Source organism: Dorea chungnamensis, from assembly GCF_039832125.1.
Taxonomy (GTDB): domain Bacteria; phylum Bacillota; class Clostridia; order Lachnospirales; family Lachnospiraceae; genus JAFBIX01.
Map to the genome: position 1 here is coordinate 46,957 of NZ_JBDOHT010000016.1, position 15,080 is coordinate 62,036.

The window sequence follows — 15,080 nt, forward strand, 5'->3', positions numbered from 1 at the left end:
CTTGCCATCGTTTTGTCGACATTATCTGACAATAATCCCTATTATTTTAAATATGCTTTCGGGAAATGAATATCCCTGCTTCTTTCGTAATCTGAAATCCCACATCCGTCTTTCTCCTCACATACGCACGAAATTCCTTATACCGTTCCGCAATATACTGACCCTGATTCCCATGGCAGGAAAGTACATAAGAGATTAATGGCTCCGGTTCCGGAACCAACAGATAATCTTCATATTCTCTCCATTCATTTTCCGAAAAGTAATCTTTTAGAATCTCAGCACCATTCTCTTTTCCAAACCGCTCATACAATTTATCTGCTGAAAGTACGATTCTGTCATCGAATCCCTGGACCAAACGGCTGACTTCTATCATATGGTTTCTTCCATAGGTACTACACAAGAAACATCCTCCCGGCTTAAGTACCCTCCGTACCTCCTGACACACCTGCGAAACATCATCACAATAGAACAGAACATGGTTCGCCACCACCAAATCGAAGCTCTCATCCTCACAAGGAATCTGATGACAATCGAACACCCGAAATGTAAACCGCGAATCTTCCATACCAATAGCTCGTCTTGCATCTCGAAGCATTCCTTCTGATATATCCGATAACGTTATTCCTACTTCTTCCGGTAACTTTTTCAAATTACTGCTCCATAATGTACCATCACCACAGCCAATCTCCAACACCTGCATATCCGACCGCATCTCCATCTGCTCATAGATCCACGGAAACCATCCTTGTGGATTCTGCGAATACAGACTGTGAAGATTGATCCTGGCAGATATATTCGATGCATTCTGATATTGGTTCTTCATGCTCTTCTCCATTCCAGTCAGATGAATCAGATTCAACATCTGATTCCAGTCTATGGTATGCTCCTCCCGAATCGCCTCTGAAGTATCCTTGATAGCCTTCTCCACCAGCTGCATCTGCTCGATACGATCTTGCACCAGTTTCAGCTGAATATTCAATGCATTCAACATAAAATGATAATCTGCATCATCAATGGTCATCTCCCGAATATCATCTAATGAGAATCCCAGATACTTCAACAAAAGAATCTGCTGCAATCTTGCAAAATCCTCATCTGTATAAAAACGAGCCCCCGCTTCGCTCACGAAGGAGGGCTTTAATATATCTTGTTTGTCATAATAGCGAATTGTCCGCAAAGTCACATGCGCCATACGGGCAAATTCACCGGAAGAATAATAACCTGTTTTTTTCATCATGTACTCCTTCCAGTGTATCCTCTCACCTGTCAAATTCTATGAAAATGTTGTCATATAGCCTGGATATTCAGCATGTCCGGTAGACAAAGTATCTCCATCCACTGTAACCTGAATCTGCTCACAATCATATGCATCTAAGAATGTATTACAGATACTTCCCATTACAAAGTATTCACCAGTAGATCCCATGCTGGAAATATAAGAAGCGAATGCGTCATTGAAATCAAGTAATATTGTTGATTTTCCGTCTACAGTCGTTGTCTCAAATGACAGAATCTCAACATCCGCTGCAATTGCTCCTTTTTCAATCAATGCATTCAATACTTCTTCTGGAGACAATGAGTTAATCTGTACTTCCTCAGAGGTAAATGCTGTGGCATCATCATTACTGTAGTATATCGTAATACTAACAGGTTGTGGTAATGATTCCTGTGTTTCATTATTGGAAATGTCCTCATCAATTTCCTTTTTTGTCTCTATCGATTCCTCATTCTTTTTCGTATCTTCTTCCACATTCTGCTCTTTCTCTATGGATGTTTCCAACGCCTGACTTTCATCTGAAGTTTTATTGCAAGCTGTAAGGCACAACATTACTACCAGAAATAAACAGGATAACATTATTTTTTTCATGATTTTTCTCCTTTTTCTATTAAAATAATATCATTTTATCGTGTAATTCTCTCCCAGATTAGGATTATAGGATGGATCTCCTTTTTCAAGAAATCCTTTCCAACGTATTTTCATAAAATCAATATCATTCTGTGAAAAAAAATGTTCTTTACTTCTATTCTTAAAATAATATAATTCAGCATAAGGATTGAATACAATTAAAAAACCCTGCCTTCTAACTTTCAAGCAAAAATCAATAGCAGCGTAGGTCTCTCCAAGGCTTGCATCCATCCCACCAACCTCTTCAAAAACCTCTTTTTTTATCATCATACATTCTTCAGATACTGCACTTAAATTTTGCTGTAGAGATTCCCTATGCATATATCCAACATAATAATTAGGGAATCCCCTAAAAACTCTTTCTATGCTACCATCTCCCTTTACGACAACTCCCGCATAACGAATTTTGTTGTTAGTATAGTATAATTTCGCTCCCACTACTCCAACATGTTTTCTTTGACAGTTACATATTAATTCTTCTATACATGTTTTATTTTTCATCTTTGTCATTTGAGATAGCAATAAAATATATTCACCATTTGAAAATTCAACTGCTTGATTAATTATTTCCGACCAACTCTCATCCTTCTTGTAGAAATATAGTTTCAAATTACTGTCAGAAACATTTTCTAAGCGTTTAGAAAAATTCTCCTTTTGATTATCCGATACCATAAGTATAATCTCATATGAATGATAAATAGAACTCTTAAGGGAACGTATACAATTCTTTAATGCTTTCATGTTATTTTCATAAACAATAATTATTGAAATTAGTGATGTTCCCATTAGTTCATATTTCACATGATAAAATCCCAAATCTGAAGAATTCTCAACAGATCCTTTTTCACCGGAACGATTTAAGTGTTCTTGAATCGCCCTTTTTCCAGCCTCATAAGCATATATCTTACTTGCTGGGTTGTCAGCTGTTGAAGCATCGTGTATTCTCCAATGATACAACACTTGAGGAATATGCGATATTCTTTCAGTTTTCTCAACACAACGTAATATTAAATCATAATCTTGTGCGCCATTGTATTGTTCATGAAACCCACCGATATCATCAATCAAACCTTTTTTTACAACAAAAAAGTGGCAGATATAATTATTAGACCTTAACAAATCCAAATTAAAATCCGGTTTAAAATGAGGCTGAAAATGTTCTTGCGAATCTGTTGTTATCTTATCTTCATCAGAATAAATAATCTCCGGAACATTTTCTTGATTCAATTCTTTAACTACTTGATATAATGCATCAGGAGCAAGCATATCATCATGATCCAGCAAACCAATATAGTCTCCATTTGCCATTTGAAGTATAGCATTTGTATTTTGGGCAATGCCTAAATTATTCTGTAGTTTTAAAATTTTAATTCTATCATCTTTTATTGCAAAACTCTCCAATATTTCTTCTACAATCCTATTATCTGGATTTGCGTTTGCTACACACAACTCCCAATTACCATATGTTTGTGAACAAACAGACATTAACATTTCTTTCAAGAAGAGAGTCGGTGTATTGTATACTGGTACTAAAATACTTATTAATGGTTCGAAAAGGAAACGCTCTTTTTTCTGATTATCTAACATTTCAACATCTATTTTATGGAACTCAAACCACTCCTTATATTCTTTGTCAATAGTTTGATATTTTCTTCTAATATATCGCCATCCCTGTACTGTTCCATATTGTTTAATGCATAAAACTAATTTTTTTATTTTTTTTAACATTTTTCTCATAAACACATTAATCCGCCCCATAATTACTTATCCTGTAAATAATAATTTAATAAAAGCCCTTTTCTAACACATTACTTTTCTTTATAGTACTTTTTTAGTTTGATTTTTTCCCCAAAAAAATAATCTGTCTCATCTAACAAGTCTGCATTAAAACCTGCATTTGGAAAAAACGTTAATTCACCAAAATATATTTTATGATTTATGTAATATAAGTCCACACGAATACAAGGAAAATCTCCAGCCAGCTTTTCTGCAATTTCTATCATTTCATCAAACTTTTCAGGTTTTGGCATAGAAAAATCATCCGTCTCCCTCAATCCCTCATAATTATATTTTTTAAAATTCCACTGCTTATCAAAGTAATGAAATTTTACACCTCTTTGACGCTCTGAACATACTAATACATTATCAACTTTTCCTCCAAAACACAAAAATTTATAATCAGTACAATCATGCAATGAAATATCTTCCATATATTCTTCTATTAATATTTTAGGTTTTATTTTTTTATAAGGCCACTCTCTCCAATAATAATAATAATTTTGTTTTAAATGTTCATTAATTTTATTTTTCGCATTTTGAATATCAAAAGTATCTTTATTCGCGCATATCACATAACTTCCACTATCATGATTACATTTCATTACAAATTTTTGTGGCAAACAATTAAAGTCTATATCCTCAAATTTATCATATATACCAATAATCGGAAACAAATACTCTTCTCCCAAAGTTTTTTTTATGTACTCTCTAACTTCTATCTTATCGACCAATTTAGTCATAATTGGATCTTTATAATATATTTTCAACCACTGTAATTTCTCACTGAAAGTCTTAGGATTTTTCAAATTCAATTTTCTATGCATATGGTGTTCATAATATATTGGAAGAATTATTCTTGTAGGAACATACTTTTCTATTTTTAATTTCCTAATTATTTTCAATTTCTTATCCGCCGAAAACATATTCTTTTCTCCTCACATTTATAATGAAATATCTTTATTCATGTATTACTTTCAAGAACATTCTTCTGACTATTTTCGTCAGCAAATCTTGTTTTTCAAATAATTTATTATACTTCTTCAACTCCCGATTCATTTCATCGAACTTTTTATCTGCCCAATCACATCTTTGATTCAAATAAGTAATCATATTATCCCGAACTAGTTTATCATAATAATATCTATCAATTATACTTTCAAAAAATTCCTGACTATCTATCTGTGTTGGTCTATCCATTTCAAACGATACTATAATCTCTTGATTTTCATAAAAATTTCCTTTTAAATAAATAACCAAATCATCATAATCAAAAACAATCGTTTCATATATTGTTATTCCCGGAAAAAAAGACACTAAAACATCCGATATATTAATTTGAAAATCCGTTAACACTTTTCCAAAATGTTTACCAAGATTTATAGCTATATTGTCACATTCCTTTTGAGTAAAAAAATGTATTTTACATCTTTTATCTTCATTAAATTCCATTTCTTTATCAAGATACTTGTCCAAAAATACATCCTTGTACTCTCCAAAAAAGATTCTACAAATCGAAGTCTCTTTTTCTTGTTTATGAGTATGCCAAAAAAACCATGGGTTATCGAACACATTTAAATTAATCCAAAAGACCCCTAATCCTGTTTCCCATAAAGTATATGGAAATGTAAGTTGATCACGTTTTGCAAACCTAAGAAACATCTCAAACCATAATTGCATTGTCTGTTTTACTTTTATATCACCATGCCTACGGACTAAGACTGTGCATTCAGCTAACCCATAATGATGGGGAAACTTCTCATTCTCGATAAATTCTAAATACTCCTTAACAGAACAAACATCTTCCTTTCGATGAATAATACATGCCGCTGCTTCTTCATACACACAGTCTCTCAATCGATGTCTGAAACATGCCATACTATATTTATCCAAGGCGCAATATTCATTTAAAAACTGCTTTATATTTCCCCTAACTTGAATTGCTCCATCTACCCATATACTTATATCATAATTATTTTCAATTAAAGGATGTCCTAATATCTTTATTTTCCTCGATAATATCATATTACCCAAATCATTATCATCCTTGATAAATACTATTTTCCAAGATTGAGATTTTAAATTAATATTATTAGTAAAACAAATATAGTCTATTCCTTCTTCCTTTTCCACTTCATGTAAATCATCATAATTTCCTGTTATACAAGTATAAATGCAAACTTTTTCTTTCATCTATTCCCATTCCCTCTCACTAATTTAACACCAGAATCGCAGCAAAATAACTATACAGGAAACACTTAACATAACAATGCTTAACAGAGCATAATTATCAACTATGCCTATCATTATCTTTCTTAACTTTTCATTCTTCTGTAAACGCAAATTTGCAAATATTAAAAAAGAAACCGGCATCATTGGAATAAAATAACGCCCCTGTACCCCTGTTATAGACTGTGCACCTACACCATATCCATCTATGCTAATTGTCCAGTAAATATACATAGCCAAATAACACCCAAAAACTGATGCCATCACGCTTATAAGCACGACCATTCTATCAATTATTTTTACCTTTACTTTATCAATACTAATTTCAAAAATTCCCAATATTGGCATGCAAATTAAATACAAGCCCAAAAATGCACAAAACAAATTTGTATCTAATAAACCAAATACTCCTATTGTTGATGATACTAAATAAAGTCGGGTTTCCTTTAAGGTATTAAAAAAGATCTTACAATACTGTACCGGATGATGAATAACATAATCTATTTGCTTCGAAACAAGAATATCCGTATTTTTTGGATCTACCGCTTCTAAAGAAGGTGTAATAAAACGGAAAACCAAATATATACCTATAACTATTGCAAACAATATCAATAATTTCTTTACATATTCTTTTATATTACTTAATTCTCTTTTAGGCAAAAACAGCATCAATAAAAATAATGGTAAATATACTATTTTAATTGCAATAAATAAATATGCAATTATCCCAAGAATAACTATATATGGCATTGTTAATTTTTTTTGTGTTTCTCCATATGATAAACTAAATATTATTGCAGTTGCCAAAAAAGCCAAAGCAATTAATAATGTATCATAAGAAGCCGTTGAAGCCAAAAACAAAGCCATGGGCATTAATCCTACCATCGCAATAGTTCTTTTTAAAATAGGCGAAATATGAATACTCATTGCAATTATTATAATATAAAAAAGCAGATTAAACATTCTAGCGAAATATAAATAATACACAATAGACGGCAAACCAATTTGAATTATCTTTGCAATGAACTCCCCAAATATAATTCCCGAAGCAGGGATAATATGTGCTAAAGGATTTGTCGTTGCCGTTGAAAAATTATAAAATTTTTCTGCTCCATATTCCCCAGGTAATCGTTCTGAAAGATATATCTCTTTATACTCGAATGTTTCATCTAAATCACCTGCTTTTTTAGTTTGTTCTTCGATATAATTAACCAATCCCTCTGGCAACATAAACCCTATTTTACCGTTTTGCACTTCAGGGAACAAATTTCCTTTTGAAATCACATACGCCTTTTTAAAATGGCTATCTTCATCAGGCGCTTGAAACGGCGGTGTTAACACCAATAGAATCATTCCAAATACTATAGAAAGATAGATAAATCTTTTTACAATAGAACTATTGTTCATCTTCTGTCTCCTTTAAACTAATATACATGTCAACAATATCCTCTTCAATTTCATTCCATTGTCTTTTTTTTGCTGTTTGCAAACCGCCTTCTAGCAAAATCTCCCTCAATTTTTTATCTTTTGAAACTTTTTCAATTTGATTAACTGCCTCATCAATATCTCCTAAGTTATATAACAAGCAATTTTCCCCATCTCTTAGATATTCTTTATTCCCCCCATTTGGAGCAACTACAGCAATTCCTCCCGTGGCCATCATCTCCAATGGTGGATAAGAAAAACTTTCTAAAATACTGGTTTTCAACAAAATATCACAACTTTGATATATTTCTCCAACCTTATCATGAGGCACTCTTTGTAGAAATTTATCAACATAATACCATTCCTTGGCACCACCTTGGTATGATAAATAATATATTTCATATTTTTCTTTATCCAACTTTTCTACTATTTTAAAGCTTTCATCCACATTTTTATAATGGTCATCGCTATTGCCCTCAATTAAAATTTTAATTTTCCCCTCAAATTTTCTCTCAGAATATTTAAAAATACTCAAATCAATCCCATTAGGTACATATTTACTGTTCTTTCCAAATTCTTCTCTCAGCCATTCTTGGCACCACTTAGAAATTGTCAAATAATGAATCGGAACGAGTGCATTATATGTAGCATTTGCTAATATTTTTTCAAAATATCCATCTGGATTAAAATTAGTTTCAAAATTTTGAACTAAATATGCACGATGATACACATTGGAATAACTTTTTACAAAATCCAACGTACTCCACAAACTAGCTACTAAAGTATCAACATATGCTTCAAATCTTGTATCATATTTCTGTATAACAGGCACTCTACCATCCTTATTTACTATATCATTAGAATTTCGATCTTCATTAATTATAAACACATCATATCCATGATTTCTTAATATATTGCAATGTTTTATTATTACATTAACTCCTCCACTTATATTTGTCGTTGGTAATACAAATCCGAAATTTTTAGGCATTTTAGATAAAATATATTCTGTCAATCCTCTTCCTGTATATGTTGTAACTTTTTTCTTAGCTACTACATAAGCATTTTGTCCAATTCTTCTTCGATATTCAGGGTCAATAATTAAACTCTCAAGTTCATTCTCCCATTCTTTCTCCGTTTCGCACAAAATACCATCTTCTTTATGGCAAATCACATCTTCAAATGCTCCGACTTTACTTGCTATAGTCGGAACATGAACCAATCCTGCCTCCATCCACTTATTCTCAGATTTAGCTGCATTAAAAATATTATTTTCCAAAGGTGCAAGATTGATATCTACAGATGCTATTAATTCAGGAAGTTTTTTCCATTCTACAAAAGGGACTGAAATCACACGTTCTTTATAATCTTGAAGTTCTGTTGGAATATCAAGTTCCCCAACGACTTTTAAATATACCTGTGGATTTTTTCTCATAATTTTTTTAATAACAGGAAGAATCATATTAAAATCCGAATTATGAGTTATGCTTCCACTAAAGTAACCCAAAATCACCTTTGTTTCATCTTTATTAATATTTCCATATGCTCTTTCAGAATATTTTAGCATTTTCTCAGAGGCTACATTTCGATTAACATATACATCTGCTACATATTTTCTTAATTCATTTGCTAATACATTGGTCGTTGTAATTGCACAATCACATTTTTCTAAAGTTTTTCTAGTTCTTTCCACCCCATCATCATAAGTTTTTCTATCTATTGCAGACATTGTTTTTACATAAGGAATTAAATCTGTATATTTTTTATCAATCACAAGATCATCAATATCAAATATTACAGGTTTATTATAATATTTAGCTTGGTCAATGAACTTTTCAATCTCGCCAGTAATTGGACATCTAAAAAAAATAAAACCACGATAATATTTTAACATATCTAGTTTTAATCGTTCATAAAAAACACTATCCACATACAACCCAAAAGCTTGTAACTGCTCCATCTGATGTTGAACTCTATACCTGCTTGGGTGTGGTAAATAACAACCATTTATAAATAAAATATCTTTAAAACAATATTTAATTGGATCTCCAGAAATCACTCTTTTAATATAATTTTTCCCTTTTACTACTGCTGTTTTTACTCCTTCTTCTTTTATGATTCTAACTAGCTTTTGGTTTAATGATTCTACCTGTGCCATTATTCTTTTTCCTCCATATATAAATTAACAATCTTATTCTCCAAATTACTCCAATCTCTCATTTTAGCCGTTCTTATTCCACCAAGATATAGTTTATGTCTTAATTGTTCTTCAGAACATATTCTTTCAATTTTCTGGACGGCATCATCTATACATCCCTGCTCATATATCAAACAATTGTCTTCATTCACTAAATATTCACTATTCCCATCATTTTGGACAGCTACAACCATCCCTCCCGTAGCCATCATTTCCAATGGTGGATAAGAAAAGCTCTCTAATATACTTGTTTTCAACAAAATATCACATTTTCGATATATTCCCGCCACTTCTTCATATGGTATTTTATGAAAAAACTTATCAACATGATACCATGCCTTAGGTTCAGCATTATATGATAAATACCAAATTTCAAAATTCTCTGAATTTAGTCTATTTGTAATCAAAAAACTTTCATCCACATTTTTATAATACGAAGCGCAGTCCCCCTCAATTAAAATTTTAATTTTCCCTTTAAATTCTCTTTCATTAGAGCCAAGATTAAATTGTCTAAAAGATATACCATTGGGTGCATATTTTGCATTTTGACCAAATTGTGAATTCAACCATTTTCGGCACCATTTCGAAATAGTTATATAATTTACACCTGATTCTACAGCATACGTGACATTTGCTTTTAACCTCAATTCATTTCCTGCTTTATAAAAATCAGTTTCATAATTTTGAACCAAATATAATCTTCTTTTTATTTTTTCGTATGACAATAAGTAAGAGAGAGTTGTCCACATAGTGGCTACAGCAATATCCCAACTTCCTTTTATCATTCCTCTATTAAGCATTAATACAGGTAATTCTTGTCCATCACATTTTTCCCAATTAACAGAAGCATTCATACAAGCTAAAGAAACATCATATCCTTTCTTTTGTAATACACAAGCATGTTTAACCGCAACCATTACTCCCCCACTTATCTGCAAAGAAGGCAATACGAACAAAATATTTTTCTTACAATGATTTTTCAAAAACTGGGATAAACCATATCCATTTGTATAAGAAACACAATTCTTTTTGCAATGCTCATATGCTTGTAATGCAATTTTTTCCCTTTTGTCCGGCTCTTCTATCAAAGTAACAAGTGCTTCATTCCACTCTTCCAATGTCTCACACAAAATTCCCGTCACATTATTCTGAATACATTCCTTAAAGGCCCCAAGATTACTTGCAACGGTTGGTACCTGAACTAATGCAGCTTCTATCCATTTATTTTCAGATTTCGCTTCATTAAATACAGAATTTATCAATGGAGCTAAATTAATGTCAACCTGTGCTATTAATTCAGGTAATTTTGTCCATTCTACAAAAGGATGACACTTTACCTTATCAGAATAAGGACTCAATTCCTTGGGAACACACAATTCTCCCACTATATGCAATTTCAAATTATCATATTTATCTAATAGCTCGAGAATAACTGGTAAAATCATCTCAAAATCATCATTATGAGTTATACTTCCACTAAAATACCCCAAATCAATTGTCTGTCTTTTTACCTTATTTTTCAAAGCATTTTCTGATAAAAATTCCATTTTTTCAGATGCTGTATTACGATTAACAAATACTTGTGGCACATAATTTAATAGTTCTTTTTGCAAACACGATGTCGTTGTAATTGCAGCATCGCAATTTTTTAGCGTTTTACCCATAGCCCTAACATTGTCATCATATTGTTTTCTTTCCTGCATATTCATAGTATCCAAATATGGTATTAGATCAGTATATTTTGTGTCAATCACTAAATCATCAATATCAAATAAAACCGTTTTATTTAACTTTTTCGCCAATTGAATAAACTCACCAATTTTATCATTATAAGGACATCTAAAAAACACAAAGGTCCTATATAACCTTACCATTTCAATTGATAAATGTTGATAAAAGACCTCATTACTTGATATATCATAATATGCTAATTGTTCTCTTTGATGTGTAATTCTATAGCGAGCAGGGTGTGGTACTGTCGAACCACACCCATCAATAAATAACACATCTCTAAATACTTGTTCCTCTCTAACCTGTCTTTCAATTCGTCTCGTCTGAACATACGAAAAAGCCTTCTTGTTAAGTGCAACTATTCCTTCACTTTTTAATGTGCTTGTCACTTTTCCGATCAATTCTCTCATACTAAACCTCACTATTTAAACAATTTATATAATAGTCTTATAAAGAAAATCATATAGAATACAAATAAAATTACGACGAAAAATGTTTCCACATCAAATCTATTTGTTATCGTTTTTACAATCAAAGTCCCCTCAATTTTATTATTGTTTAATAATAATTCCGTATTAGGTTCAACTTTTTTTTCAAACGAAAAGCAAACAAAACTCTCCTCATCTTTAGAGTGCTGTTCAATTGTTAATATATATTCCTTTCCTTTACAATTTTCTATTCTATCAAATGGTAATTCATAAAAACGATTTTTCAAACTTTTTTTTGCATTGACCTCACCTTCAGCCACCTTTTTATCGGAATCTGCTTCACGTAAAGAATATTTAATAAAGACTTGGCTTATATCATTATTTTCTACACCCTTTATTCTTATCCCATCCAAATACTTATCTTGCATCACAAACCTTTGTTCAAGAACAATTGGATTGGATTCAACGATATTTCCATATTCACTAGGATCAATATTTCCGTCATATATTTTATGTGTTTTTGCAATATGTGCATAAGCAAAAGCAAACAACAAAATAGCTAATATGCACAATGTTCTTTTTATCACTTTTTTCATCGTTATACCTCTGATTAAGATTTTCTATATTCATTTGCAATCTCTTTTGCATCTCCAAAAGCTTTCACAACACCCTTTTCCAGCCATACAATTTTGTTGCATAATTTTTCTACCTGATTAATATTATGGGAAACAAAAAGTATTGTTGTTTCTCCATCCATCATATTCTGAATACGCCTTTCACATTTTTCCTGAAATCTGAAATCACCAACAGATAAAACTTCATCTACAATTAATATATCTGGTTTTCCTATTGTTGCAATAGCAAAAGCCAACCTTGAAACCATTCCTGACGAAAAATTTTTCACCGGAACATCCATAAAACTTTGCAATTCAGAAAAATCCACAATATCATCATAATACTTTTCCATTTCTTTTCGTGAATATCCTAGCAATGCGCCATTTAAAAACACATTTTCTCTAGCTGTCAAATCCATATCAAAGCCAGCCCCTAATTCAATTAACGGTGCTATGCTCCCATTAACTGTAACAGTACCTTTAGTTGGTTTTAACACACCGGCTATTGTCTTTAACATGGTACTTTTCCCACTTCCATTTAATCCGATCAATCCCAACGCATCACCTTTTTTCAATTCAAAAGAAACATCTTTCAACGCCCAAAATTCATCATACGAAACTTGCTTTTTTAAGCTTTTTATCACATATTCTTTAAAGCTATCGAATTTTTCAGACGACAGGTTAAATCTCATATAAACATGATCTACACAAATCATCGTTTGCTTTTCCATATTCTTCTCCTATTAACTAAATATTTAAAATAAATTGATCTTGATTTTTATAAAACACATATAAACCTATCCCCAATGCTAGCACAGTCTCAACAAAAGCTATTACAATTCCTACAAGACTTGGTAAATTTCCATTTAGCATTACATCACGAAACATAAGTAATATATTCGTCACAGGATTGGCCCTTACAATAGGTGCTAACCAATTCGGTAATATAGACATAGGATAAATCACAGGGGTCAAATACATTAATGCAGTTGTAAACACTGAATACAGATGCATAATATCCCTAAATTTTACTGTAATCGCAGCCAATATTAATCCAATTCCTAATGAAAACATAACCAGAAACAATAATGGAATTGGTGCCAATATAACCGTCCAACTCAATTCAACACGTAATGCCAACATTACTAACATTAAAGCCGTAAAAGAAGCCATCAAATTAATAAAACTAGAAAACACTCTAGATAATACAAATAGATATTTAGGTACATATATCTTTTTAATTAATGAACTATTACTAATAATAGCCCCCATTGATGATGTTGTTGTATCATTAAAAAAATTAAAAATCACTTGTCCACTCAAAAGATACAAAGGGAAATTTTCGATATCAAATTTAAACAAATTAGAAAACACAACCGATAATACCATCATCATAAAAAGAGGATTAAGTAATGTCCACAGCACACCTAATACCGATCTTCTATATTTTATTTTAATATCGCGAGCCACAAGTTCTTTTAACAACGGTTGAAACCTCAAAAAATTTTGGATATATTGAGTCACTCCTATACCTCCATCATTTACATATTTACTTTATCATATTATTCATTGTAAAATATTCATTTACATGATTAAGCAATCTAATTTACTATATCATTTTTTCTCTTTTTTGGCAAGCGAATCACATCTCACCCAGCGGTGAGGAATATATTTAATTGTTCCTATCCCATAGAATACCATCTCATTTTTTATAAGCTATCCACAATTTTCTTGTTTTTTTTGGCTGTTATGCACACTTGATGGGGCTATTGCACCAATTTCTGAAATTTGTGGATAAATATTCTATTGTTCTGTTGGGATAAATATTCTATTGTTCTATCTTCCATTCAACCACCACCTGTGCTAAAATAACCTTGTTATTCCAGTTACACCGTTGTGTATCTGAAAATGTAGGATACATCTTCTTCCGTTACTGTCAGTCCGCGAAATTTTTCCAGTAGCCCAGAAGATGTATTTTTTATTGTCTGCCTCAGTTCTCTTATATATGTGGATTCCACGCCAGAGAAAGTTGCATCACGATATCCGAGATCTGCGTCAGTAAATAATGGTACTTCATCGCATTGCTGTTCCTGCTGTTCAAGCGTTCAATACGGTACAGCCCGTTCTTTTTCTTTTGGTTATTAAACCCTTCATTTTTTATTTTCCAACACTCTCTTCCAGAAGATAATAATACTCTCCCCTGCTATTACGACTTTGGAAGTATGTACTGTCAAATCCCCATCTCCAACAGAGGTTATTAGAGTTCGTTTTTCATGACAGCATATATTGTACTTGAGTTTACGCCAAGGTAAATGGTTATTGAGCGTTTATGCGCCAAGCATCATTGTACAGTCTTTCATTCATGCTAGAAAGAACAATAATTAGAAAACCGGCAGAAAAATTTTCAGTGGAAGCCTTGACCGAGGATTCCAAACTATAGAAATCTTTTGGATTTTTCAAAAATTTGTCCTCAACTGTAGCCCGATGTGATTTCTGTTTGTCAGACCAAAGATTGGCCTCCACCTTCCTTTAGATTTCCTTCACATTAATCATGGTTTCTGTCATAAATAGGACCCCTTTGGTCTCGGCTGTATCCTTCTCAATACTAGAGTGGATTAGGAACTTTCATCCCTTAGCGACGTGCGCCGCCAGACGATCGAGTAGGAGGGAGTGATTAACTCCCGTCCTCTCACACCACCGTGCGTACCGTTCGGTACACGGCGGTTTCAATAGTTGACGTGCACGGACTGATAGGCTGTGGCTAAATCATAAAA

11 protein-coding genes are annotated in these 15,080 nt (G+C 32.2%); all 11 read right to left on the reverse strand.

From position 1 onward, the window contains the following. Window positions 1-46: 46 nt before the first annotated feature. From ABE613_RS12675 to ABE613_RS12725, 11 genes are read right to left on the reverse strand one after another with little or no spacing between them, the layout of a single operon-like run. Window positions 47-1,234, reverse strand: coding sequence for a MerR family transcriptional regulator (locus tag ABE613_RS12675; protein WP_347376566.1), 1,188 nt, complete (start codon window positions 1,232-1,234; stop codon window positions 47-49). Between the two features lie 39 nt (window positions 1,235-1,273). Next, on the reverse strand, window positions 1,274-1,867 hold the full coding sequence (locus ABE613_RS12680) for a GerMN domain-containing protein (RefSeq protein ID WP_347376553.1): 594 nt from the start codon (window positions 1,865-1,867) through the stop codon (window positions 1,274-1,276). A 30-nt stretch (window positions 1,868-1,897) separates the two neighbouring features. Then, window positions 1,898-3,664 (reverse strand): glycosyltransferase family 2 protein, encoded by a 1,767-nt coding sequence (locus ABE613_RS12685; RefSeq protein ID WP_347376554.1) that lies wholly within the window; start codon window positions 3,662-3,664, stop codon window positions 1,898-1,900. Between the two features lie 50 nt (window positions 3,665-3,714). Next, on the reverse strand, window positions 3,715-4,608 hold the full coding sequence (locus ABE613_RS12690) for an ATP-grasp fold amidoligase family protein (protein WP_347376555.1): 894 nt from the start codon (window positions 4,606-4,608) through the stop codon (window positions 3,715-3,717). A gap of 34 nt (window positions 4,609-4,642) precedes the next feature. Beyond that, the gene (locus ABE613_RS12695; protein ID WP_347376556.1) at window positions 4,643-5,875 is read right to left on the reverse strand and encodes a glycosyltransferase domain-containing protein; all 1,233 of its coding nucleotides are present in this window, start codon (window positions 5,873-5,875) and stop codon (window positions 4,643-4,645) included. A gap of 24 nt (window positions 5,876-5,899) precedes the next feature. After that, window positions 5,900-7,318 (reverse strand): DUF2142 domain-containing protein, encoded by a 1,419-nt coding sequence (locus ABE613_RS12700; protein WP_347376557.1) that lies wholly within the window; start codon window positions 7,316-7,318, stop codon window positions 5,900-5,902. Continuing rightward, window positions 7,308-9,494, reverse strand: a complete 2,187-nt coding sequence (locus tag ABE613_RS12705) for a glycosyltransferase (protein ID WP_347376558.1) — start codon at window positions 9,492-9,494, stop codon at window positions 7,308-7,310. Before ABE613_RS12705 ends, ABE613_RS12700 begins: the two co-directional genes overlap by 11 nt. Further along, entirely contained in the window at window positions 9,494-11,674 is a 2,181-nt protein-coding gene (locus ABE613_RS12710; RefSeq protein ID WP_347376559.1) for a glycosyltransferase, read from the reverse strand. The genes ABE613_RS12705 and ABE613_RS12710 overlap by 1 nt, the downstream gene beginning before the upstream one ends. A gap of 11 nt (window positions 11,675-11,685) precedes the next feature. Then, window positions 11,686-12,288 (reverse strand): hypothetical protein, encoded by a 603-nt coding sequence (locus ABE613_RS12715; RefSeq protein WP_347376560.1) that lies wholly within the window; start codon window positions 12,286-12,288, stop codon window positions 11,686-11,688. 14 nt (window positions 12,289-12,302) lie between these two features. Then, complete coding sequence (locus tag ABE613_RS12720; RefSeq protein WP_347376561.1) at window positions 12,303-13,037, reverse strand: ABC transporter ATP-binding protein; 735 nt, start codon at window positions 13,035-13,037, stop codon at window positions 12,303-12,305. Between the two features lie 16 nt (window positions 13,038-13,053). After that, entirely contained in the window at window positions 13,054-13,830 is a 777-nt protein-coding gene (locus ABE613_RS12725; RefSeq protein ID WP_347376562.1) for an ABC transporter permease, read from the reverse strand. Between the last annotated feature and the right edge of the window lie 1,250 nt (window positions 13,831-15,080).